Source organism: Aureliella helgolandensis (assembly GCF_007752135.1).
Taxonomy (GTDB): Bacteria; Planctomycetota; Planctomycetia; order Pirellulales; family Pirellulaceae; genus Aureliella; species Aureliella helgolandensis.
In genome coordinates this window covers 4262939-4285272 of sequence record NZ_CP036298.1, presented here as the reverse complement: position 1 = coordinate 4285272, position 22334 = coordinate 4262939, and the positions used below count along the sequence as shown (strand labels likewise).

General features: G+C 55.3%; 17 protein-coding genes. 8 read left to right on the top strand and 9 right to left on the bottom strand.

What is annotated here, in order from left to right; genetic code table 11:
* Positions 1-41 precede the first annotated feature (41 nt).
* Genes Q31a_RS15195 through Q31a_RS15185 form a run of 3 tightly spaced genes read right to left on the bottom strand, consistent with a single transcriptional unit; the run spans position 42 to position 6106 of the window.
* Positions 42-1706 carry an AMP-binding protein gene (locus Q31a_RS15195; RefSeq protein ID WP_197355299.1) on the bottom strand — a complete coding sequence of 555 codons (1665 nt, stop codon included), beginning with the start codon at positions 1704-1706 and terminating at the stop codon, positions 42-44.
* A 60-nt stretch (positions 1707-1766) separates the two neighbouring features.
* A complete protein-coding gene (gene glnA / locus Q31a_RS15190; RefSeq protein WP_145079467.1) occupies positions 1767-3200 on the bottom strand; it encodes a type I glutamate--ammonia ligase in 1434 nt (477 codons plus the stop codon).
* A gap of 11 nt (positions 3201-3211) precedes the next feature.
* The gene (locus Q31a_RS15185) at positions 3212-6106 is read right to left on the bottom strand and encodes an MMPL family transporter (RefSeq protein ID WP_145079464.1); all 2895 of its coding nucleotides are present in this window, start codon (positions 6104-6106) and stop codon (positions 3212-3214) included.
* A gap of 589 nt (positions 6107-6695) precedes the next feature.
* Between Q31a_RS15185 and Q31a_RS15180 the strand changes: the two genes are divergently transcribed.
* Complete coding sequence (locus Q31a_RS15180) at positions 6696-7325, top strand: hypothetical protein (protein WP_145079460.1); 630 nt, start codon at positions 6696-6698, stop codon at positions 7323-7325.
* A gap of 166 nt (positions 7326-7491) precedes the next feature.
* Here the strand turns inward: Q31a_RS15180 and Q31a_RS15175 are convergent, their stop codons facing one another.
* Both Q31a_RS15175 and Q31a_RS15170 read right to left on the bottom strand, forming a co-directional pair.
* Positions 7492-9414: an OPT family oligopeptide transporter gene (locus Q31a_RS15175; RefSeq protein ID WP_145079457.1), complete on the bottom strand. Its 1923-nt coding sequence runs from the start codon at positions 9412-9414 to the stop codon at positions 7492-7494.
* Between the two features lie 163 nt (positions 9415-9577).
* Positions 9578-11023, bottom strand: coding sequence for an FAD-binding oxidoreductase (locus tag Q31a_RS15170; RefSeq protein WP_145079454.1), 1446 nt, complete (start codon positions 11021-11023; stop codon positions 9578-9580).
* A gap of 359 nt (positions 11024-11382) precedes the next feature.
* Between Q31a_RS15170 and Q31a_RS15165 the strand changes: the two genes are divergently transcribed.
* The 5 genes from Q31a_RS15165 (at position 11383) to Q31a_RS15145 (ending at position 15039) form a co-directional block, all read left to right on the top strand.
* Positions 11383-11763 carry a hypothetical protein gene (locus Q31a_RS15165; protein WP_145079451.1) on the top strand — a complete coding sequence of 127 codons (381 nt, stop codon included), beginning with the start codon at positions 11383-11385 and terminating at the stop codon, positions 11761-11763.
* Between the two features lie 42 nt (positions 11764-11805).
* Entirely contained in the window at positions 11806-12750 is a 945-nt protein-coding gene (locus Q31a_RS15160) for a metallophosphoesterase (protein ID WP_145079448.1), read from the top strand.
* Between the two features lie 230 nt (positions 12751-12980).
* Positions 12981-13499 carry a GNAT family N-acetyltransferase gene (locus tag Q31a_RS15155; RefSeq protein WP_145079444.1) on the top strand — a complete coding sequence of 173 codons (519 nt, stop codon included), beginning with the start codon at positions 12981-12983 and terminating at the stop codon, positions 13497-13499.
* 433 nt (positions 13500-13932) lie between these two features.
* A complete protein-coding gene (locus tag Q31a_RS15150; protein ID WP_145087287.1) occupies positions 13933-14589 on the top strand; it encodes an SOUL family heme-binding protein in 657 nt (218 codons plus the stop codon).
* Positions 14590-14592: 3 nt separating this feature from the next.
* Positions 14593-15039 (top strand): thiol-disulfide oxidoreductase DCC family protein, encoded by a 447-nt coding sequence (locus Q31a_RS15145; protein ID WP_145079441.1) that lies wholly within the window; start codon positions 14593-14595, stop codon positions 15037-15039.
* A 280-nt stretch (positions 15040-15319) separates the two neighbouring features.
* Here Q31a_RS15145 and Q31a_RS15140 read toward each other — a convergent pair whose 3' ends face one another.
* Positions 15320-15667, bottom strand: a complete 348-nt coding sequence (locus Q31a_RS15140) for a zinc ribbon domain-containing protein YjdM (RefSeq protein ID WP_145079438.1) — start codon at positions 15665-15667, stop codon at positions 15320-15322.
* A gap of 497 nt (positions 15668-16164) precedes the next feature.
* Between Q31a_RS15140 and Q31a_RS15135 the strand changes: the two genes are divergently transcribed.
* Together Q31a_RS15135 and Q31a_RS15130 are read left to right on the top strand one after the other, a co-directional pair.
* On the top strand, positions 16165-17448 hold the full coding sequence (locus tag Q31a_RS15135) for a lactate racemase domain-containing protein (protein WP_145079435.1): 1284 nt from the start codon (positions 16165-16167) through the stop codon (positions 17446-17448).
* A gap of 12 nt (positions 17449-17460) precedes the next feature.
* Positions 17461-18114 (top strand): cytochrome c oxidase subunit 3, encoded by a 654-nt coding sequence (locus Q31a_RS15130; protein WP_145079431.1) that lies wholly within the window; start codon positions 17461-17463, stop codon positions 18112-18114.
* Between the two features lie 525 nt (positions 18115-18639).
* Here Q31a_RS15130 and Q31a_RS15125 read toward each other — a convergent pair.
* From Q31a_RS15125 to Q31a_RS15115, 3 genes are all read right to left on the bottom strand, one after another.
* Complete coding sequence (locus Q31a_RS15125; protein ID WP_145079428.1) at positions 18640-19221, bottom strand: PEP-CTERM sorting domain-containing protein; 582 nt, start codon at positions 19219-19221, stop codon at positions 18640-18642.
* Positions 19222-19870: 649 nt separating this feature from the next.
* Entirely contained in the window at positions 19871-20824 is a 954-nt protein-coding gene (locus tag Q31a_RS15120) for a hypothetical protein (RefSeq protein ID WP_145079421.1), read from the bottom strand.
* Positions 20825-21237: 413 nt separating this feature from the next.
* Positions 21238-21906, bottom strand: a complete 669-nt coding sequence (locus tag Q31a_RS15115) for a 2OG-Fe(II) oxygenase family protein (RefSeq protein ID WP_145079418.1) — start codon at positions 21904-21906, stop codon at positions 21238-21240.
* Positions 21907-22334 lie beyond the last annotated feature (428 nt).

Here is a 22334-nt window from a genome sequence, read left to right as displayed (position 1 = left end):
GGAGCCGTGCACATCGCCCGCATTCCACGCGTTGTGGCTATTTACCGGACGCTGGCAAAAAGGTTGTCGATGCACTCCCGGTACCGTGCCAATGCAACCTGCCTACAAAGGGTTCCTTTGAGCGTGGTGGTGCCTTGCTCAGCAGACGGGGGGACCGGAAAGAATGCGATTCGTCGGGGATGCATGTGCTGAGGCAATTCGCTCAGCAGCAGAGACATACGTGATAGAATTTCCTCTCCCAGTCGCTCACGCTGCACGTCGCGGTCGCTGGACCTGAGCACACGACTCCCTGGCTGCGTACCAGGCATGGCACTCCTGCCGGGGGAGGGCCTTTCGTGGGCAGGCAATTCAGCATCCAGCAGACGCTCCCCTACCCTGCTCAGTTGAACGAGTACCCCGAGCTCAGCCCGCCCCTCACCGACAATCAGCACCTGTTCCAGACGCTCGTCGTGCAGCAGTTTTTGCTCCAGCTCTTCTGGATTGACCTTGTAGCCTGTGGTTAGGACGATCTGGTTCGATACCCGTCCGACAATGCGCACGTAACCATCGGAATCTATTTCGGCTAGGTCCCCGGTTACCAACCAACCATCCCGGATTGCTGTCGCGGTTTGATTCGCCGCGTTCCAATAGCCCAACATGATATTGGGTCCACGCACGCAGAGTATATTTTCTGCGTCGACCCTAATTTCCACACCACGCACTGGCGGTCCGATCGTTCCCGGACGCTGCTGACCAACACGATTCGAACAGACAACGGGTCCTGCTTCGGTCAATCCATACCCCTGCACCGGAGGTAGGCCCAGGGAGTCGAGACGATACCACAACTCGGGCGTGAGGGGCGCCCCTCCGACTTGCAACAATCGCAAGTTTTGGCCTAGTGCCCGCGGATCTTGCTCCAATAGGCCAGCTAGCTTACGGGCCAAATGCGGCACCAAGTTCACGAGACTGGGCTGCAGGCGAGCCGCCTTTGCGACAAAGTCGATCCAATTGTCAGCGATGGCCAGCACGCAGCCTGAGAGGATCCAAGTCGATAGTTCGCAAGTCCGTGCATACGCGTGCGTGAATGGAAGAATGTTCAAACGCACGTCGGTTGGACATTGCGGGGCGGCATCCAACTTGGCCGCTGCGTTGGTAACTAAACTCTCATGGGAGAGCAACACACCTTTCGGCTGTGAGACAGAACCAGAGGTGAAGAGCATCTGCGCTGCGTGGCCCGCTGGCACGGCGCGCGCTGCCCGCTCCCAATCGCGGGCCTCTTGATGGACGGTGTCCGCGCCGCTTGCAATAGCAACTCTGGTGTCGTTGGTCGCCCTGGAAGCAGAATCGTGAGAATCCAGCTCTGACAGCAATTCCGATGTGACCAGCAAGTGGGCGTTGCAGAATTCGACCAGGTGCTGAACGCGCGCGGGCCGCTCACGCGCATCGATAGCGACGTGGACCACACCGAGCGTTTGGCAAGCCAGATCGAGGCAGATCCAGTTGTACGAATTGGGAAGCCAGCTAGCGACATGGTCACCGGTCTTGGCTCCTTGCCGAATCAGCCAGCGACAGAGGCGGCCAACGCGCTCGCCAGCCTCCAACCAATCCGATTCGCGCAGGGCGTTGTTTTCGAAGTGCACGAAGCACGAGTGCGGTCCCTCGAGTAGGACCCGCTGCCAAAACAGAGTCGCTACACTGTTGGGAAGGAACTCTACCGCGGTACTCAAGCCATCCATCATCGGTTCGTGTACATTCCGCAGTCGCCTTGGACGCCTTCTCGAAACCAACTAGGAATCATAGTACAGGCAGAATTCATAGGGGTGTGGACGCATTTGCATTGGCAAGATTTCGTGCTGGCGCTTGTACTCAATCCAGCTCAGCAGCAAATCTTCGGTGAACACATCTCCACGCAGCAGAAAATCGCAGTCTTGCTCCAAGGCTTGCATGGCTTCCTCCAGACTGCGGGGCGTCTGTGCGACACGATCTGCCATCTCGGGGGGCAAATCATAGAGGTCCTTGTCGATGGGATCGCCCGGATGAATCTTATTTTGAATACCGTCGATTGCAGCCATCAGTATGGCCGAGAAGGCTAGGTAGGGATTGCAACTCGGATCCGGACAGCGGAATTCGATGCGTTTTGCGCGAGGGCTGGGACTCACCATCGGGATGCGACATGCAGCGGAACGATTGCGCTGCGAATAAGTCAAATTCACCGGAGCCTTAAAGCCGGGTACCAGCCGTTTATAGCTGTTGGTCGTAGGGTTGGTAATAGCCAGCAGTGCAGGTGCATGCTTGAGGACGCCGCCGATTGCATACAGTCCCACGTCGCTCAATCCGGCATAGCCCTTGCCGGCAAAGAGCGGATCCTCGTTCTTCCACAGTGAAAAGTGGACGTGAAGGCCGTTGCCGCTGTCACCCATCACCGGTTTGGGCATAAAGGTAACGCTCTTGCCATGCCTCTTGGCTACGTTCTTGACGATGTATTTGTAAGTCATCAAATTATCTGCGGTCTCGAGCAGGCCGCCGTAGCCAATGTCGATTTCGGCTTGCCCTGCGGAGCCAATTTCATGGTGGTGACACTCTACGTCGATGCCACAATCAATTAAGGTCTGCATCATTTCGCCGCGCAGGTCCCCTGTCTGATCGTTGGGAGGACTGCACATATTGCCAAGGCCATGCCGAATTTTATGCCCCAAGTTTGGGGATTCACCGCGTCCGCGATTCCACCACGACTCGCCGCTATCGATGTGGTAGAAGCCACTGTTTTCGCGTTGATCAAACTGCACGTCATCGAAGATAAAGAACTCCGCTTCGGGACCAATTCTGATGGAGTCCGCAATTCCTGTGCTTTGCAGATAGTTTTCCGCCCGCTTGGCAATCATCCTCGGATCTCTCGCGTAGTCTTCGCGCGTGATTGGGTCTTGAATGGCGCAGGCCAGTACCAAGGTCGAGAGGCTCGTGAACGGGTCGATCCACGCTGAATCAGGTAGGGGAACCAACAGCATGTCCGACTCATCGATCGATTGCCAACCACGGACGCTCGACCCATCGAAACCAAACCCATCGGCGAATGCATGCTCGTTGAGTTGGGACGCCGGTACGGTCAGATGGTGCTGTTTGCCCATCAGGTCGGTAAACCTGAGATCGACGGCTCGCACATCCTTTTCGCGACAGAGTGCAAGGACCTCTTGGGGTGTACGAGTGACGTTTCGGCGTTCCATAGACCCTACTCTTAGACTTGGTGAGGTTTGGCTTTTTTGACTCGCGCGTGCCACAGCACGACAAAGGATGGTACTAGGATACTGCGCACTAGCAGAGTGTCGAGTAGGACTCCAAAGGCAAGCGCAAATCCCAGTTCTGTAATTCCACGCAAGACAGGGGCCTGGCTATCGACCCAACCGATCGGAAGAAAGGGAGCCAACCAATGAAAGACGGCTGGACTGGTCATCGCAATGAACGTACCAGCCATGACGAAACCACAACTGGTAATGATTCCACCAGTCAGATAAAGTGCTCGCCGGACTCCGTCAATCAGCCCGGCTGTGCGACGTTCTTCGATAATTCGGGTTACCAGGTAAACATTGTAATCTTGGCCTACAGCCACCAGAATCACAAAGAGAAACAAGGGGACTTTCCAATCTAGGCCGCTATAGTCTGCACCGTAAGTGGTTGAAAAGACCCAAAACGTCACTCCCAATGTTGCAAAATAGCTGAGCAGGACCGTAAAGATCAGATAGCTCGATAGCACAAATTGTCTCAGTAGGATTAGCAAGACCAGCCAGACGCCAAGGGTGACCAAAATCTGAATGCGGCGTTGATCCGCTTGGGTGATCTCCCGAAGATCGGTGATTCCCACGGTGGTACCGGAAGTGGTCACCGACGCATTGTGCCAGGGGGATTCCACTCTAGCGGACTCAGAAGCTAGTTGATGACGTAAATTCTTTAGTGTGGCACTGGCGTCGATGGAAAATGGGTTGTCGTTCAAGACGATATCAAATCGAGCGACGCGTAAGTCGAGTGCATTGACGGCGCTCACATAGCGTTCTTTGGTAATGCGATGGCCAAGCAGCAGTCTGCGTCTCCAAGCGTCCTTGTCGAACAGCCCCATTCGCTTCCCAGGTGGATAGTCTCCCAACGGGTCGGTGAGGCTCCGAACCGAATCGACACCCTGCGTGTAGAGCGAGATGGAAAGCTCTTCGCAGGCGCGGCGGAATTCCTCCTCCGAACCAAAAGGAAGGGGACGCGTCAAGAGAATCGTGATGGGGCTTCCATCTTGAGTGGGAAAGAACGTGGAAACCAGTTTGGCACCACGACGGCTAGCGGCGGACTCGGAGAGCTCTTCGGCTAGGTCGTAAGTCACGTGACCTAGATGTGCAAAACCATAGACGGCAGGCACCGCCAACAGACTGAAGCCCAAAATGAGTGCGACAAAGGGATGCGTCACCACGCGGTCCGCTAACCACCCCCAATAGTTCCTTGGCCAACGAGCCGATGCGGAAAACGAGTTCTCAACCTCGCAATTTTCATGGCTGCTAACCGCCCCAACTGCTTGCAATTCTGCATCGTTTGATCTTTGGGCGTGGGCCAAACCGTTCTGACGGGAAGCGTTGAGGAGTGGCCAAAACGCAACTTTCCCCAATCCGCTCAAGAGAGCCGGCGTGAAGGTTAGGCAGACCGCTAAGGTGATCGCTAGCGATATGGCGATAATCGGGCCACTGAACTGAAATTTTTCGAACCGTGAAAACCACATTAGGGCGAGTCCCACGATGGTCGTCAGGGCACTAGCTACCAGTGCATCGTGCACGCTGAGCCAAGATTTCGCCACAATGCGTTGCAGTTGTCGTCGAGTGGCGATCGCCCGCCCCTGCATCAATTCACGATTTCGGGCGAGGAAGAACAAGCAGAAGTCGGTACCCGCGCCAAACAACAGAACAACGATAAAGATGCGCGTCGTCGTAAACACCCCAAGGCCCCAACTGTGGGAATCGGTCGGATCGCGCGCTAGGATTGCAATCACTCCGGTAGCCACCACCAAACTCAAAGCAATGCTCGTAATGGGGATGGCAACGAGGAACGGAGCTCGATAGACACAGGACAAGATGATCAGGACCAGGACGATCGTCACAATCTCTGTCTTACGCACACCGCTGGCAGATGCACGCAACATGTCAGCTCCGATTGCGGCTGAACCGGTGACTTCGACTTGAAACTCGGGACTGAGCAAGCCTTGGTACTCGTCTCGCAGGGCTTCCACGAGCTCTTCCAAGCCTGCGATGATTTCAATATTGCGAGTCGCGGTAAAGTCGGTTCGGAGCTGGATAGTCACCAGCCTCGCATGTTTCTCGTTCGCGCCCAGCTTGTGGCCCACCACCGCATTCCGCCAAGACCAAACATCGCGTGCGCTGCTCGCCCAATTCGGTAGAGTCGCATCCAGAACCGGCGTTCCCTGCTCGCGCATCAAGCTTGCAGTATCTAAATCTTGTTGAGCCAATTCCGGCTCGGTTCCCGTTCTCGTCAGCAGCTCGCCCCGCAACAAATAGGCATTGGGCAATCTCTTGAACGGGATGTCTGGTTTGGTTTTGCCCCAAAAACGAGAGAGCGATTCCTCTATCTCAATAGCTTCCGTCAAGTTGTCGCGCACGATGTCGATCAGTACCGAATCACGCAAGGCAACGACTTGCAGGTCCGCCGCGGGCGGTGCATTGGGTGCACTCAGCTCGGCTCCCAGCGATTCAATTGAAACCGCATCCGACACGGCGGGATCGGCCCAATGCTCCTGGAGAGTCAACCAGGCCGCTTCTGCCGCAATCCAATGGAGGCGGCGGGTGATATCCAGGGCGAGGGCGACATCGGCATTGGCCAACGGCTCGCTCCGATTGGCAAACACCATGATCATCTGGCTCCTGGCTTGGGAACCAGGAAACGCATCTTCGAGAGCGGCTTGTCCAATTGCACTCGGTACACTGCCGGGCAGGAACGCCAAGTCACCATCTGCTGCGATATCACTCCATCGCGGAGCGACGACCTGCAGCAAGACAGCCACGGCCAGCCAGCACCCGATGACGACAGCCCAATGCCGTGTTACCAGTCGGCTTAAAAATAGTTTATACCAGCCTGCTCGTACCAAAATCGACTCCCATTAGATCGAGTCGGTGGTTGAGCCGACTGTTCCTGGATACGCATGAGTGAATGGTTCCGTTCAGAGGAGCGACAGTTTTAGAAAACTCGACCAGTACTCCTATGGACGCAACACCATGCGGTTGAATGGTCGCCTACAAGAAAGTCGCCTGTGTTACTCACTTCGAACGCTCGGGCAACGCACATGGTAGCACCAACTCGCCTGTCTTGGCAGATTACTGGGCCGCAGAATTGCCGCAACCCCTACAATTCGAACCGGCCGGATTGCAAGACGCGTGAAATCGTCCCAATAGGCGGCTTTGCTTGGAGCCTCAGGCCGCCTTTCAAGGTAGAGAACCTATTGGACGCGTCCTACAGTGGGTTGCCCCGACGGTTCACAACCGCTCGCAGCACGTTCTCAGCATGCCTTGATGCACCCCATGTACCATCCGTCACGCGCTACCGATTGAGAATCTCCCCCGATATCGCAGACCCCCATTGGGACTGCGCGCTGGTGACATCTCTTCCCTTATCTACCTGGGGAGGGCGTGTTCCGACTCGAATCATTCTGTTAACTTTCTCAGAGAGGGCAGAACATCGTGAACGTTTCATCGAACTCGACGTTTGTGGCAGTTCAAGCTATCGGTTCCGAACCGCACCAGCAGCAAGATGTGGCTGTAGCGCGCGCTCTGCAGCATTCTGGCGTGGATGATTCTCGGGCGGTAGAACTGTTGCGGCAGGGGGAAGATTACGAGCTGATCGGGAGCGGTCTGGCTCCGCGAGGTTACGCCGACAAGTCGTCCATTCTTGATTCCGTCCACGGATTGCAAGCATCCGAGGAAATCGATCCCGCTCGAAGGGAGCTGGGAGTCGCAGCGGTTCGAGAAGACTCAACACCAGCAGCCCGAGAATCGGAGACGGAATCTCAGGCCCGCCAATTCGAATTGGATTCAGGTGGATCCATAGAATCCGCGTTACGAGCAACGCATATGAGCGAGGAGGAGATCCTCGAGTTGGTACCGGAGTTGTTGGCGAAGCTGACCGGACAGACCAGCGAGACGGACGAGACCAGTGGAGCTGAGCTGGAAGGAGACGAGTTTGTTTTTACCAGTCGCCGTGAAGAAGCCATCAGGCTCCTTGAGGAAAGCGGTATTGATCTAGAGGAGTTCCGCGCCGCCTTGAAAGGGGAATTGGGCGCCCCGGGCAGCTTTCTAAATTTGGTCGTGTGAAGCTCCCCGTCGCCCTTGGATACCATTGCCGTGGGTTCCAGACGAACTCTAGAGCCCCCACTCTCGTAGCACGGTTCCCCGGACCGCGAAACCTCCCTCCGTTGCCTCGCCCGAACCGCCAATCTCCTCAATAGTCACGCCCCCAACTCCACGCATCACCGCTTGGCTATTCTTCTTGCGCTGGTTTTGCGAAGATAGCGAAACAGGCGACAATTGCGACTGCGGCAGCTAGCGATAGCGCGGTGACGATCGGTGCAGGTAAGGGGATCTTCAGGGAACTCAGCTCCATAGCCGCCCAACAGGCGATGCCGACTGCCGTTAACGCCTCGCCTGCGATAACTCCCGATGAGAACAAAACGCCACGATGCAATACGTGGTCGTGTTCGGATTTTGGAGCTCGACGCGAGTAGAGATGGGCGATCAACCCACCAATGAGAATTGGTGTGGCCAATCCAAAGGGAAGATACATACCTACCGCAATAGGCATGAGGTGCATGCGGAAAGCGGCTTTTCGCTGCTTGAGAAAAGCGTCAATGATCAAGATAGCGAATCCGATGACCGCACCGTTGCGAATCATACCCCACGGAAGCGTCCCCTCGCCCGAAAAGCTCTTGGCCAAGGCCGCAAACAGACTGGCTTGAGGTGCGGGCAATAGTGAACCACCAATCCCACCTTCCGTATTGTTGTGCAGCAAAGTCAGGATGGGAGCCATCACAAACGCAGCCACAAGCACTCCCAAAATCTGCATGATCTGTTGTCGAAACGGTGCAGCACCGACGAGCGAACCTGTTTTCAAGTCATTGCACACGTCGCCGCTGGTGCACGCAATGCAACATACGATGGCCGCGATGCCGAGAGTGGCGACCATCGCCTCCATACCTGAGTAATTGAACAAATACAGCAAGCCACCAGCGACCAGCACCGAGGTGATGGTCATCCCGGAAACGGGGCTGTTCGAGTTGCCGACGAGTCCAACGATGTAGCTCGCCACGGCGGTGAAGAAGAACCCCATGACCAACATCACCACGGTCGCTAGAGCGGTGATGCCGATCCCACCGGTAAACCGATAATTGATGGCGGCTAGCATCACGATGCAGGCAATCCCCAGAACCAGCACCACGGCAGAGGGAATATCGCGTTGCAAATTGGTCTGCGACTCCTTCGGCCGGGATATCCCGCTCCACAACTCGGTGACTGCTGCCAGCAGTCCCTTGCGCACTGTGATGAGCGAACTGAATCCACCTACGACCATCGCGCCGACCCCCACGTAACGAATTTGATTGCTCCAGATATCCCATGCACCGTCCAGGGGAGTCTCGAACAGATCCGCGTGTCCATACAACGGAATCGCGATCAACCAGGAAATAGCGCCTCCGAGAAAGATCAGCAACGCGACATTGAGTCGGACGATGAATCCGACCGCCACGAGCATGGGAGAGAGGTCGCCCCCAAAATAGAAGATGCGTGAGGCGGTCGCGGTCGCCGTCTGCAACGATTCGCTGACGACGTCGAAGAAGCCGGCCGCCAGCTTGAAAATGACGCCAAGAATTCCGCCTGCAATGAGGCTGAACCCAGCGTTGGACTCCGCCTTGTCCGCTGCCCCGGCCTTCAGTACCGCCGCGCAAGCAACCCCTTCAGGATACGTCAAATCGGGATTGTCGATCACGAAGACTTTGCGCATGGGGATCATGAACAGAATGCCCAGCAGTCCGCCGGTTAAGGCAACCAGGGAGACCGTCCAGAAATCGAAGGTCTGCCAATAACCAATCATGATCATGGCTGGCATCGTAAAGATAATTCCGGCCGCCAGCGATTCGCCCGCAGATGCAGCCGTCTGTACTTGGTTGGCTTCCAAGATACTGGATTGCCGAAAGAGCAACTTGAACAGCAGCATGGCCATGACAGCCGCTGGGATCGAAGCGGAGACGGTCATCCCGGCCTTCAGCCCCACGTAAACATTGGCCGCACCCATCACGACCGATAGAAGCAGTCCCAGGACAATAACGCGTGGCGTCAGTTCGAGTCGATTTACATCAGTTGACTCACCACCACTGGGCTGAGTCTCGGAGGGCGTGGCAAGGTCGTTCATCGTTGGAATGTTTCCGAGTAGTGCACTGGTGCAAGAATTCTCATTGAGTGGGAATTCGGCAATCGGGTAAGCTGAAAATGGTTATTGTTGGTTGCGCGCTGTGCGACAGCCGAAGGTCTGTCGGTGTCGTCCGCGAAGCGGACGTGGATTGGATGCAGGGCGGCTACATTCGACTGGCGATGCCGGCCGCTTCGAGCGGATGGAGACCGTACATACCGAGTGAGGGTGCTTCAGCATCTGGAAACATCTTGCCACGGTTGGAGATCTCGAGGGGATCGCAGGCCAGACGCACTCGACGCATGCACTCGATGGACGCCTCGTCAAACATGCCGGCCAAGAATTGGCGTTTCTCCATTCCAACACCATGCTCGCCGGTAATCGAGCCCCCCAGGTCGATACAAAGTTGTACGATCTGGGCCGCCAACTCTTCCGAGCGATGTAGCTCTCCTGCCTTGCGGCCATCAAACATAATCAGGGGGTGGAGGTTACCGTCGCCGGCGTGAAACACGTTGGCAACCGGAATCCCAGCCGCCTGGCTCAGCTCTTCGATGCGTTGCAACGCGTACCCCAACTTACTCCGGGGCACTACGCCGTCTTGCACGATAAAGTCGGGGGTTAGTCTACCTACCGCAGAGAAAACACTCTTACGACCTTTCCAGATCGATGCTCTTTCCTCTGCGTTGGCCGCCACGATCACTTCGGTAGCACCAGTCTCGGCCAGCAACCGATCGAGCAGAATCCGCTCTTCGGCGACAGCTTCTTGGCTGCCGTCGAGCTCCACGATGAGGACTGCCGCAACACCGGCGGGATAGGTAGCCCCCACGCCGGCGGTTGCTGCCTGCATACTCAGGTGGTCCATGATCTCCATGGCCGCGGGGAGTAAACCGCTGGATATAATGGTGGCGACTGCGGCCCCGGCATCTTGCAAACTCCGGTACCCAGCTAGAACGGTATGGAAACTCTCGGGCTTGGGCATCAACTTGACCGTGATCTCCAGTGCAATCCCAAGTAGTCCTTCGCTGCCGACCATCAAGCCTAGCAAATCTGGCCCAAGGGGTTCTCCCATGCGAGGGCCCACCTGCAGCACCTCTCCGTCCCCCAAAACCATTTTCATGGCCATCACGTGGTTGCTGGTCATTCCGTATTTTAGGCAGTGAGCACCGCCCGAGTTGAACGCCACATTGCCACCGATGGTACACACATGCTGACTGCTCGGATCGGGGGCATAATACAACCCCGCATGCTCCACGGCCGTCGTGAGCTTCGAATTAATCACCCCAGGTTCAACCACCGCAAGTCGATTGGGGAGATCGACGGAGAGGATCCGATTCAAACGATTCAGCGCAATCACAATGCCTTCTGCGTGAGGCAGTGAGCCTCCCGAAAGACTTGTGCCACTACCGCGTGCCACGAATGGAACCGAATGCTTATTGCACCACTGCACCGCTTGGACAACCTCATCCGACGTACGCGGGACGATGATGGCCCTCGGCTGTACTGCAAACGCCGTCAATCCGTCGCTTTGAAACGCAGCTTTGGCACTGGCCGATTCCTGTATCCGATCAGCCGGAAATTGTTGCCGCAGGTCTGTAAGCAAATTGTCCATCATTCCTACTTCTTACGAACATTCCAAAGTACGGGGTCCATTGCGCGGCGCTGAGCCAGCGAAAACCCACCGCCAACCGCGTGTGACTCTGCTGGCCTGCCAGACTGCAAACGTATTCCAGCCCGTTTACGGCTTGGTCCTGAGCAACCGCAGGAAAGTTAGTTGATTCCGCAATGGTGATGCATTCCAACAACGTTTTGCCCAGGATACCATGACTTGGAAATGGGGTTCAGCTCATCACCACCAAACCCTGCTATAATTACGCTGGAAAATTCTCATAGCCTATCGTGCACTACACCTTCTAAAACTCACTGCGATGCTCAAGAACTTGTTGATCGCTACGAATGGGACGTCGACTAACTATGAATTCATCCCACCCCGACTCCACACCCTCAGACGATAACGCCTCTGCGCCAGACGCAGATACGCCTCAAGCGGCTGCAAAGCAGGTTAAGAATGCTTCGGCTGCGGAGGTCAAGCAAATGGTGACGACGATTAAGAATGCCGAATCCCAGGTCGGGGAGCATATCATCGCGGCTTTGCAACTTGAGGATACCGTCGCAGTGCTGACTTCCGTTGTGGTCGGACCTGGTGGGGAACAGCACATCGTTTCCGCCGCACTGAGCTCGTCGCAAGCGTCGATGGTCAATCAACTGCTTGCCAGCGCGTCGCCGGAGCGTACTGACGACGTCCTATGCGTTGGATTCCATTGCCTTATCCAACCCAAAGAAGCTCCCAAGTAGTGACCGACTGCATATTTTCCTCACTTAAGTAGCGGAAGTTTGATGACGCGAACGCAGACGAATTTACTAGCCATCTTAATTTTGCTTGCTGGCCCCGCACTCTGGGCGGACGAGCCCAATAGGAAGGTGTCCTCCCGTTTTCAGCAAGCGGAATCACGCAGCTTCCTAGGGTTCGATGCGGCTCAGGAACAAGTCTGGCAGGCCCCCTTCTTCTTTATCCAGCTTGCCGATCCTCAATACGGGATGTTCACTGGCAATACAGGCTTGGAAAAAGAACAGGTCCTTGTGCAGCAAGCCGTCGCGCACATCAACCGTCTGCAACCTCGCTTCGTCATTGTGTGTGGGGACCTGACGAACGCCACTCCGGATCACGCTCGGTATGCAGCTCAAGTCAGCCAGTATCATCAGGATTTCTCGCAAATCGATCCTGAGATTCCATTGGTCTGCGTGTGCGGAAATCATGATGTGGGGAATCGCCCCACGGCAACATCAATCGATCGCTATCGCGACAATTTTGGTGATGACTACTTTTCGTTTTGGGTTGGCGGCGTGTTCAATGTTGTCTTGAACTCAAGCCTATTGAAGGATCCCGCCGGTGCCCCCGATCGTCTGCTCGCTCAACAAAAGTGGCTGGACCAGCAGCTCAACAATCCCCAAGTCCAGCACGCGAAACACGTTTTGGTATTCTTGCATCATCCCTTGTTTTTAGAACAAGCCGACGAGCCGGATCAGTACTTCAACATTCCACTGGAGCGCCGCCTTCCCCTGCTTGAACAATTCAAGCAAGCTCAGGTACGGGCCATTTTCGCCGGTCATTACCATCGCAATGCCTACGGACGGGCTGGTGATCTGGAAATGATTACCACCGGGCCAGTTGGACGCCCGCTTGGTAAAGATCCATCAGGGCTGCGAATTGTGAAAATCGAGGAAGCCGATCTGCAACATGAATATTACCCACTCGAAGATGTCCCAGCTCAAGTTGAATGAGTGAGCAGCGGGCTTTCCCGGGCAGTTGCTTGGGCAGTTCGTTCAGGTAGGTGTATCGCGTCTTCTCTTTTGGACACCGCCTGCATACGGTAGGTAAGGGAACCGCCTGTCTGCTGTCAAGATTTTGTATCAGACCGGCAATGCATCGCCCTGAGGCAGTAACGCTGCGAGGCGAGGAGGAGCGATGCTAGGCTTGCGCTGAAGCACCAAATCCTAGGGCGACAACAATCATGACCGAGCCCCCATATTCGTGCCGAGCCATCATTGAAGCCGACTGGCCGTCGATCCTGCGCATCCAGAGCGAAGTCTACTACGACTTCGCTCCAGAGCCTGAGTCGGTAATGCGTTCCAAGGCTCTGCAATCGCCCGCTACGTGCTTCGTCGCCACGGGCACCGCTGCAGAGGTCATTGCCTATTGCTTGGCGCACCCCTATCCAGCCAACCGAACGGCCCAACTTGGCACTGCTGACACAGATCCGATCAATCCGACCGATAACCTGTTTGTGCACGATCTGGCCGTGCAGAAAGCATCTGAGGGCTGCGGCGTCGCCCGGGCTCTCTTCACGCAACTCAGTTCTGCGGCCCAAGCTGACGGTTATCGTACAATGACCTTGGTGGCGGTCCAGGGAGCCACCGACTTTTGGTCCAAAATGGGATTCACTCCCTCAGCCAACGCGACGATCCACGAATCCTACACGGGGAACGCCATTTTTATGATGAAAATATTTGCTACTGGAAATCGTTCATAGACGGGGGACGGGAATGCTATACCTGACTCCATCAAATTGATGGAGATTCTCAAGCTGTCACTGCGGGACCCGCAGCTCCTACGGAACCGTGTCCGCAAGCATCCTATTTACCCCCAAACTCCAGCCTATCCAACTATTCAAAGCGCCAAGCCGCTTGCAGGCGAACCAGGCCAACTCTGCACTCCGACCGATATTCGTAGACCGGAGCGTGCGCCCGTCCGCGTCAACCCAAACCTTGTGGCAAACGGAGGGTAGCGTCCGCAATTGTGTTGGCAGCTCCCCAGTGCGTCTGGCAGGCAATCTTCTTCCCATTGCCGTCTGCCGACTTGTCGGCCCTCTATGATGCCGATGCAAGCGGGATGAGGCTTGGAAAACCTGTTTCGCCAGCTGTCTACACCCAGGCTTTCATGGTACAGGAGATTGCGAGATGGAGATGATTCTTGAGAGGCTAACGAGTATTGCGACTGTCGTTGGCTTGGTGCTAGTCGGAGCCGTTGCCTGGAACCGGACTGCCCGCGCGGGGTACGAATCAGCAGAGTATGAGACGATCGAGACCGACGGGAAGTACGAAATTCGGGAATACCCCGATCTGATGATAGTGGCGACCACTACTAAGATTGACGCACAAGGACGCGACGGTAGCTTTATGAAACTATTTCGCTACATCAGCGGCGCGAACGAGGCCAAACAGAAGATTTCCATGACAACTCCTGTCTTCATGGAAAACGATCGAGCCGAATCAGAAGTTCAAATGGGATTTGTGATGCCCAGCGAAGTGGCTGCGGGGAGCGTCCCAACTCCCTCGGGAGAGGATGTCGTCGTTCGCAAGCGGGCTGGCGGACGATTCGCGGTGCTGCGATTCTCAGGGCGACTCAGCGCAAAGCTTGCCAAGGAGCAAGAAGCCAAACTTCGTGCCTGGATGAAGTCTAAGGGCCTCGAGGCTGATGTTCCGAACCACGCCTCTGAGACCGCAACTGCGGTGCCCCAAACAGCGATGAGCGATTCAAGTGGTGTTGAGGCGGCATCTTACGATCCACCCTTCACGCCAGCCCCGCTGCGGCGCAACGAAGTCCTGATTCGGTTGAAATAGCTCATGCAGACCAACGCACCCGATCCGCTTGCGAAGAGTCGTGGGACTCACACCGTCGAAGTCTTTTTCGATGGCGACTGCCCGCTGTGCATTCGCGAGATCAAGCTCCTGCAGTGGCTTGATCGCCAAAATCGAATTTTGTATACGGATATTTCTGCCGACGAGTTCAACGCCTATGAGTTCGGCAAAACACCTGCCGAATTCATGGATCAAATTCAAGGTCGGCTTCCCGAGCAGGAAGGGCAACCCGGACAGTGGATTGTCGGCGTCGAAGTCTTCCGACGGCTCTACGCCGCTGTGGGATTCGGATGGCTAGTCTGGCCTTCGCGTCTACCGGGCATTTCTCACATGCTTGAGTTGTGCTACCGAATTTTTGCCAAGCACCGGCTCCGCTTCACCGGTAGATGTACGTCGCAGACGTGCGGCGTGCAGAAGCCCGACGGCCAATAGTCTCGGCAAATTTTTTGGGGCGTACCGACAGGGAAGTTCGCAACCGAAACGGAACCCGAGCCACCCTCGCTTCTCCCTGACCGCGTGTCGACCGAAGATATCGCTTGAAGCGATGTACGACGGTGAAGACCTGCCCATTATGGCGGAGCGGCACCAACCATTGCGCGTAAGCTCAAGCACTGACGGTTGGGAACAGTCGGCTAAATCCTAACGATCCGTTAGCATGCGATCTAATCGCTTGCAAGTTGCCTTAGTTCCGATCGCAAGGGCGCTAACCTGTTTACGCTTTTTTGACAAATTCGGATTTGAGTGCCATGGCTCCAATTCCATCGATCTTGCAATCAATGTCATGGTCGCCGTCGACAATGCGGATGTTTTTCACTTTGGTACCACCTTTAACGACCCCTCCTTTGAACTTTAGGTCCTTTATAACGACGACCGTATCGCCGCTGGACAGGGCATTTCCATTGGCATCGCGTGTCACGTCGTCATCGGCGTCTGCTGCCGCTGCATTGGGTGACCATTCGTGGGCACAGCTCGGGCACACGAGTAGGGGACCGTCTTCGTAGGTGAATTCGCCGCCGCATTCTGGACAATTGGGTAGGGAGTCGCTAGGTAGTTCGCTCATGAATCGTTCGCCGGATTGTACTGCAGGTAATTGCCGTAATTATCGCTGTTTGAGCTCGCTTGAAAAGGCGGCTGAATGAAATGCGCTCGATCTTGCAATTCTGCTAGCGGTCGTGTTGGCGATGAAAGGCCCGGTGCGAGTCTGACGGATCACCAGTTTGCGGTGTCCGTCTTTGCCGGTCCACGGAGTGTAGTAGCAGGTACAATACGGCCGTTTGGTTTTGTGAGCGACAGGGCCTAAACGTCCGAGACACTTGCTGACTTAGGTCACCCGCGGCTACAATCTACCGAGCACGAAACTGGTGAGCAAGCCAGAAAAGACGACTCCCAGGGCGACTCCTCTGCGCGTGCCCGTCCAGGCGTTAGGCCAAGACTTCGTCGCACTTGGCCTTGAGCATGGTCGACAAGGCAATGAGTCCATCTCCCCCGTGGACTTGCTGGCTCGACCGTTACTTTCCACTTTACTATTCAATCTGGACGAAGCGCTAGGTTCCATTCATGACAGTCTATTTTCGACGTGGCGATGCAAATGCGAAGTTGGGTGAAGCAGATTTCACCGAAGCTCTGCAGGCGGCAATTGGGGCCTCGGGCAATCCACAGCGAGTGCTGGCGATCCCTCCCGACCACACGCGAAGCGATAGTCGAGCCGGTGAGTTAACCCAATTGGCCTATCAATTGCTCGGCGACCGACTCACGGACGTTATGCCAGCCCTCGGTACGCACGAGGCGATGAATGAGGAGGAGCTGCAGTACATGTTCGGCGACTTGCCTCGCCACCTAATACGCGTTCATGACTGGAAGAACGATGTTGCGACGCTGGGGCATGTCGATGCAGATTTTGTGTCGGAGGTTACCGAGGGAATCTATCAACGTCCTTGGGCAGCACAGGTCAATAAATTGCTGGTGGACGGTGGGCATGACATGATCTTGTCGCTCGGACAAGTCGTGCCCCACGAAGTGATTGGTATGGCCAATTACAACAAGAACATCTTCGTCGGTACAGGAGGTAACGACGGCATCAACGAAAGTCACTACCTCAGTGCGCTATATGGCATGGAACGGATCATGGGGCGTTGCGACACGCCTCTTCGACGCGTCCTGAACGAAGCCCAAGATCGCTTCTGTGATTCGCTGCCAGTCATGTACGTGTTAACCGTCGTCGAATCGCTTTCCAATGGGGAGAAGGTCGTTCGAGGATTGTTCGTGGGCGATTCGCATGAGGTCTTCTTCGAAGCCGGCGAGCTTTCTGCCAAAGTGAACTGCTTCGTCGTCGATCGCACGCCCCAAACGGTAGTCGTGACGATGAATCCGTCCAAGTACAAACGGACATGGTTGTCCAATAAAGCGATCTACCGCACTCGAATGCTCATCGGCGACGGCGGCCGGCTCGTCGTTTTGGCACCGGGTGTCAAAGCCTTTGGCGAGAGTGCAACCGTCGACGGTCTGATCCGTAAGTACGGATATCGAACGACTCCGGAAGTCTTGAAGTTCGTCGAAGAGAATCAGGATTTGCGTGACAATCTAGGCACTGCTGCGCACCTAATTCACGGTACGCCTGACGACCGTTTCGAAGTCATCTATGCTCCGGGTGAGCTTTCGCAGCAAGAGGTGGAGTCGGTTGGCTACAGCTATGGAGACTGCGATAGCTTGACGAAACACTATCAGTGCGAGGGGTTGCCGAATGGTTGGCATCAGGACGCCGATGGCGAAGATTTCTACTTCATCGGTGACCCAGGCCTTGGGTTATGGACGCGACAGGACCATCCCTATGCAATTCGTTAACAAGTAGACTCCATGCGATTTCACGAGCAAATGGGTCGTAAGATCCCTGCCGCGTTCGTCCCCATGCGCTCGCGTGGTTCACTGGCGGAGGATCGGCGTTTGGAACAGGGGGCATGGTTGTTCCTCGTATCATTGACGGTCTTTTTTTTCAGCTGCATGTTGCTGTACACCATCTATGTCATGCTGCGAATCGCACCCGCTGCCGACCAGATTCAACCCTTTTACGTTCCGCGCAGCTTTCTGATCACGACGGTCAACTTGGTCGCAATCAGCACCCTGTTGCACATGGCAGTGGGGGCGGCCAGACGTGAGCGGATCGCCGACTTATCGCGCTACATCGTGGTCACCTTCCTACTCTCGCTCGCATTCTTTGTGACGCAAGGATTTGGACTGGCGACGATGGTTGGACAGATGCTTCAGCCCGAAGCCTCGATGCGAAACCTCTACGGCCTAACGTTCTTTCTCGTGATTGTCCATGCATTGCACGTCGTGGGTGGCGTGGCAGCTTTGGTCATCCTTTTGTTCGGCCTGCGCCGCAAATCTTACGATCACGAACGCTATTTTCCAGTTAAGTTTTGTGCACTCTATTGGCATTTCCTAGACATCGTCTGGGTCGTAATGATGATTGCATTCGCCATTGCCGCCTTCGTCAGCCAATCCCGTTGACGCACCCCACATCTCCCATGCAACTGCACTGCACAGCAAGACCTTAAACTCGGGGCCGCCATGTTTTCTCCTATGGAGACGCCCATTGGTCGTCATCCCACTAGCGATTGGTCTACGTGTTCCGCGCACAATCCGCTTTGCCTCAACTGCAGCCCACAGAGGAACGACCGCGAGTTACGCCCTAGACACGGAAATCCAGCCTCGCAGTAAGGATGTTCGATCTCTTCCTTCCGCGTGTTTCCCATCTTTCGCGGTTGCAATTCTTAGTCTCGGCGACCGGCGGCCGCCGTCTCCCCATGCACAACTACTGATGCTTTGCTTGTCAGTGTGCGGGGCAACGACCGCGAAATACGCTGAATAAGCGAAAACCAAAACTGCCAATACCGCGGTTCAGCGTCTTCACTTTTCGCGGTTCGATTTCACGGACTGGGCTGACTCCGAGGCATGCTAACGGTAGGCGAAACCTCAGACTTTGGGCAATGCTACGTAGGAACAACGTGTATCCCTGCGTTGGAAGTATAGGCGCTAGACGAATCGTCTGCGTTGAAATGCGGCCAAGCCAATGACTCCCAAGAGTGCGAAGGCTGAAGGTTCAGGAACTGCTGTCACCCGCAGTGTGCCGCCCGTCAACGTTAAATCGTTCGAGAGGTCGGTAGTCCCTGTGAATAGTCCACCGCTCTGCGCGCTAACCAAGCTCAGCCCGATCGGGAAATCCCCCGAGTCTGCTTCGGCGACAAAGGCTAAGGAAGTTAAGAAGTTGTCTCCCTGAGTCAGCGAAACGTCACTGATGGCATTGAAGAATAGAACGCTTCCTTCATGAACGTCCGCCTGATCAAAAGTCAACGGGTTGGGAGTAGCTTGACCGTCGACATCTCCCAACAGGTTAACCGTATCGGGAGTCGTCACATCAAACTGAATTGCGGATAGAGCACCACTTCCGTTGCCGTCCCAATTGATCAAAACTCCGACATTGAATGACACAGGACCGGGGCCGACTGCCTGCATGTCTTCGCTGCGCAGCGAAAGTGTTAACGCAGCCAACGAAGACGAGGCTGACGAGCATACAAGCACCAGGGCCACCGCTAAACTCAAGAAATGCAATTTCACCTTTAACAACTCCTGTAGATGGAAAACGTTACTGCCGGTCCGGGCATAGAGTGCAAGAAATCCGTTACGGAGGAGTAGGCTCAACGACCTTGGGTCGATTGATCTGTGCTCCGGACCTGAAAGATTGGCATTCGCCCAGTGCAACGCACGTGGGAGTGTGGTTCAACGTAGTAAGGCTCACGAATGCCAACATAGGGGCAAATTCTAGCTAGCCTTCGATCGAAGTCTGTTAAGGTCCGGTGAATTGGTCGTTAAGAATCAGTGGGCATTGGCTGCGCGGAGGCAGGAGGCCGCGGCGAAGGTGCTGTCCATTGATCGCATGCGAAAGCGTGAGCATCGCTAGGGATGCTGACGCCGGCTGTAGTCGCGACTGTACTCGCAAATTCTAATTTGAGGATGCAGGTTGGTGAGCGACGACGAGTGACGTTTTCGCTCACACAAGGCTGTATCTATTCCGTATCCGATCTTGGTTGGCATTGGATGGAGGACAGCCGGTGACGCGAACTGCGTAGGTTTCGTATTGGAGACGTTGCTGCGCTACGGAGTTCTGAATCGGACCAAGAGCAACTGAATGGGTGCAGCCATGGCGCGAACTAGTGGATCAAGCATCGCGTCAGTGAGATGTTCGGGCCAAGCGTGGCAACCACTTTCATTCAACCGGTCTGAGCGCATCTGGCGGAAGATTATGAACTGAGTCGAGCGACAAGCGGTGAAACCAATCGAGCCCTCGTTGTATCTCCATGGCATGCTTCTTTTGGGATTGAAGGAGCATCGTTTGCCGGAAGTTGGCATCATAGGAAACGCTCATTTGTTTTGCATACCGTTGCATAATCGCTGGCGTGCAGCCGCCAACGGATCGGACTTGGGGCTCCAAGTGCTGGACAGCCTGATTGAAGTACTCGTCAGGCTCCTCAAGGAACCGGTCAAAGCTGACCCACCTGCTACGGGCTGGGAATGCTTGCTGCACGTTGCACAGAGTCAACATTTCCGCTAGCCAACTCATTGCGACACGTTCACCTGGCGTGAGTTGTGTTGCCTCGATCCCAAGGCCAACACCATGCTGTTGGAGCCTATGTAAACGTTGTGTGAAACTGATCTCAATATCCTTCATTGCTCCATCCAACAACGCGGAAAGAAAGACCGGCAGTGATACGTAGGTGAGTAAGCAACGGGATCCGGGCGATGTGTGGAGCAAATCACTGGCGATTTCATTCACCCAACTCGTCGCTTTGATGACAGCCGTTTGATTTGGATGGAATGTGCGTGACCAAAGCCCGAGAAAAAGAGGCCTTCGATCCCGCTGGCTGGGGACAACAAGTCTCCGTAGAATTTCAGGCTCGCGCACGGAAAAAAACGCGTCCCGCTCGCCGATTAATCGGGAAAGTAGCGTGGATCCCGCATGGGAAGTATGGAAGATGAAATGGCATCGGATGGGCAGCCCTTCAGCGGCCTGCCGCAGCGCGGTCCATGCCACGACACCACGTCGTAGTCCGCTCTCTAAAATGCGGTGGTCTAAAAAGCTTGCGGCTCGATAGTCCTGTTCACTTAAACTCGCCAATTGGATCACTTCGCCGTCGACAGACATGCTTAGCGGGAACAGCATTGGTGATTCGGTGAGAAGTGTCTTGTGAGACATGAAGCGTGAGGGGCGGTGAGGGGAAATAGGGAAAGCCACCCAATGCCTTGCAAACTTGCACGAGTGCGCTGTACTTGGGAGCGTATGATTGCTGCAATAAGCACTTGCTAGGCTGCATTGCCGGTTTAAAGGGGACTCAAATTTTCGTGCGGCGGCAGTTCCGCAAACTATCCCTGTGCAGGAACCAAACGCCCATAGCTCTTCGGGCTGTTGAAATAGTAACCCGCTGCATGAGCAAGGAAGATTGGTTGCCGCTATCGGGTAATTAAGGATGCTGCCTTCGCGTTAGAATTGGGATTGCTATTAAATCAACAGCCGGTCTTGGTGCGGGGTACCATTTGAAACAGCTCGTTTGCTAAGGGGGCAATTTTAACAATCCGCTACGGGTGCGACTGGGATACGTCCGATTGCCACGCGGCGTTGAAGGCGATCGAGACTCGCAGCGTGTCGGATGGATTGGGGTGAACAAAGTGGTAGAGCCAACTAGGGAATACGACCAGTAGCCCCGCTGCGGGGCGAACTAGGAGTCGTTGTCCGTAGGGATTGCCTGGGGTTTCAACCATCTCAGTAAACGGACGTGGATCGTACAATTCCAGGGCACCGCCCAGCCCCGTTTCTTGCGAATTGTCTCCAGTGACATAATAGACACCCGACCAAGCATTGTTGGGGTGGTTGTGTAGACGATGGTAGTTGCCTTTTCGGCTGACATTTCCCCATGCGGTAAGCCGAAAGCTGCCGCGTGGTGCCTCCGCCCGCCCCTGCACTTCTGGAAGCTGGCCTGTTGCTCGAACCATGCTCGCGAGTGCGGTCGAGATCCAGCCCCGTAGCTTAACGATTTCAGGAAGGGGCCACTCCAATAGATTTCCAGAGGAATGCCAACCTCCGACGTTTGCATAGTCCCTGCTAGGAGCGGAAGATTCTCGATGGAGTAGCTCCTTTAGCAATCCAGGATTCGATAAATCACTCTCAGGAACTTGAAATCTGCCGAGGAGTGTTGGAAAGGCTAACGAGATCTGTTGACCGCTGACTTCAAAGGCTGAGTGGGACATGGAGTTTCAAGCAAAGCTGTTTTCGAATTGGAATGTTTGTCATGGGACGCAAGTAGGGGCAGCTTTCCGCCAGCAGGTGACCACCTCGCCTGAGGCTTGTGATGCGCGCAGGGCGTTGAATCAGCCGGCCTTTTGCGAGGCAAAATCGTGTGGCGAATGCACACAAGGTTCTCGCCGCTCCGTAGACTCAAGGGCTGTCGCTGAAAATCCCATCTTCCGCAAGCCAGTCGCTAGTTCGGTTTGCCTCTGGACTCTGTCTCCGAATCTTCCAACCAATTCATTCCGCACCGCAGTTAGAGCGGGAGCCTTTGACGTCCAACTTCCTTGGACAATCCAGCAATCTCCGTCACGTTTGTATTCCGGCGTGTCGTGGACATGTGAACTACAGGCAAGACCGTCACGGAGTACTCGTTCCCTTCTGTGCGATA

Bases quoted from the DNA above. Each gene is read 5' to 3' on its own strand.
- Q31a_RS15150 (WP_145087287.1), top strand. From the start codon at position 13,933: ATGATTCTTGAGAGGCTAACGAGTATTGCGACTGTCGTTGGCTTGGTG.
- Q31a_RS15135 (WP_145079435.1), top strand. From the start codon at position 16,165: ATGACAGTCTATTTTCGACGTGGCGATGCAAATGCGAAGTTGGGTGAA.
- Q31a_RS15170 (WP_145079454.1), bottom strand. From the start codon at position 11,023: ATGATGGACAATTTGCTTACAGACCTGCGGCAACAATTTCCGGCTGAT.
- Q31a_RS15115 (WP_145079418.1), bottom strand. From the start codon at position 21,906: ATGTCCCACTCAGCCTTTGAAGTCAGCGGTCAACAGATCTCGTTAGCC.
- Q31a_RS15120 (WP_145079421.1), bottom strand. From the start codon at position 20,824: ATGCTGTTCCCGCTAAGCATGTCTGTCGACGGCGAAGTGATCCAATTG.
- Q31a_RS15140 (WP_145079438.1), bottom strand. From the start codon at position 15,667: ATGAGCGAACTACCTAGCGACTCCCTACCCAATTGTCCAGAATGCGGC.
- Q31a_RS15160 (WP_145079448.1), top strand. From the start codon at position 11,806: ATGACGCGAACGCAGACGAATTTACTAGCCATCTTAATTTTGCTTGCT.
- Q31a_RS15155 (WP_145079444.1), top strand. From the start codon at position 12,981: ATGACCGAGCCCCCATATTCGTGCCGAGCCATCATTGAAGCCGACTGG.
- Q31a_RS15145 (WP_145079441.1), top strand. From the start codon at position 14,593: ATGCAGACCAACGCACCCGATCCGCTTGCGAAGAGTCGTGGGACTCAC.
- Q31a_RS15130 (WP_145079431.1), top strand. From the start codon at position 17,461: ATGCGATTTCACGAGCAAATGGGTCGTAAGATCCCTGCCGCGTTCGTC.
- Q31a_RS15165 (WP_145079451.1), top strand. From the start codon at position 11,383: ATGAATTCATCCCACCCCGACTCCACACCCTCAGACGATAACGCCTCT.
- glnA (WP_145079467.1), bottom strand. From the start codon at position 3,200: ATGGAACGCCGAAACGTCACTCGTACACCCCAAGAGGTCCTTGCACTC.
- Q31a_RS15175 (WP_145079457.1), bottom strand. From the start codon at position 9,414: ATGAACGACCTTGCCACGCCCTCCGAGACTCAGCCCAGTGGTGGTGAG.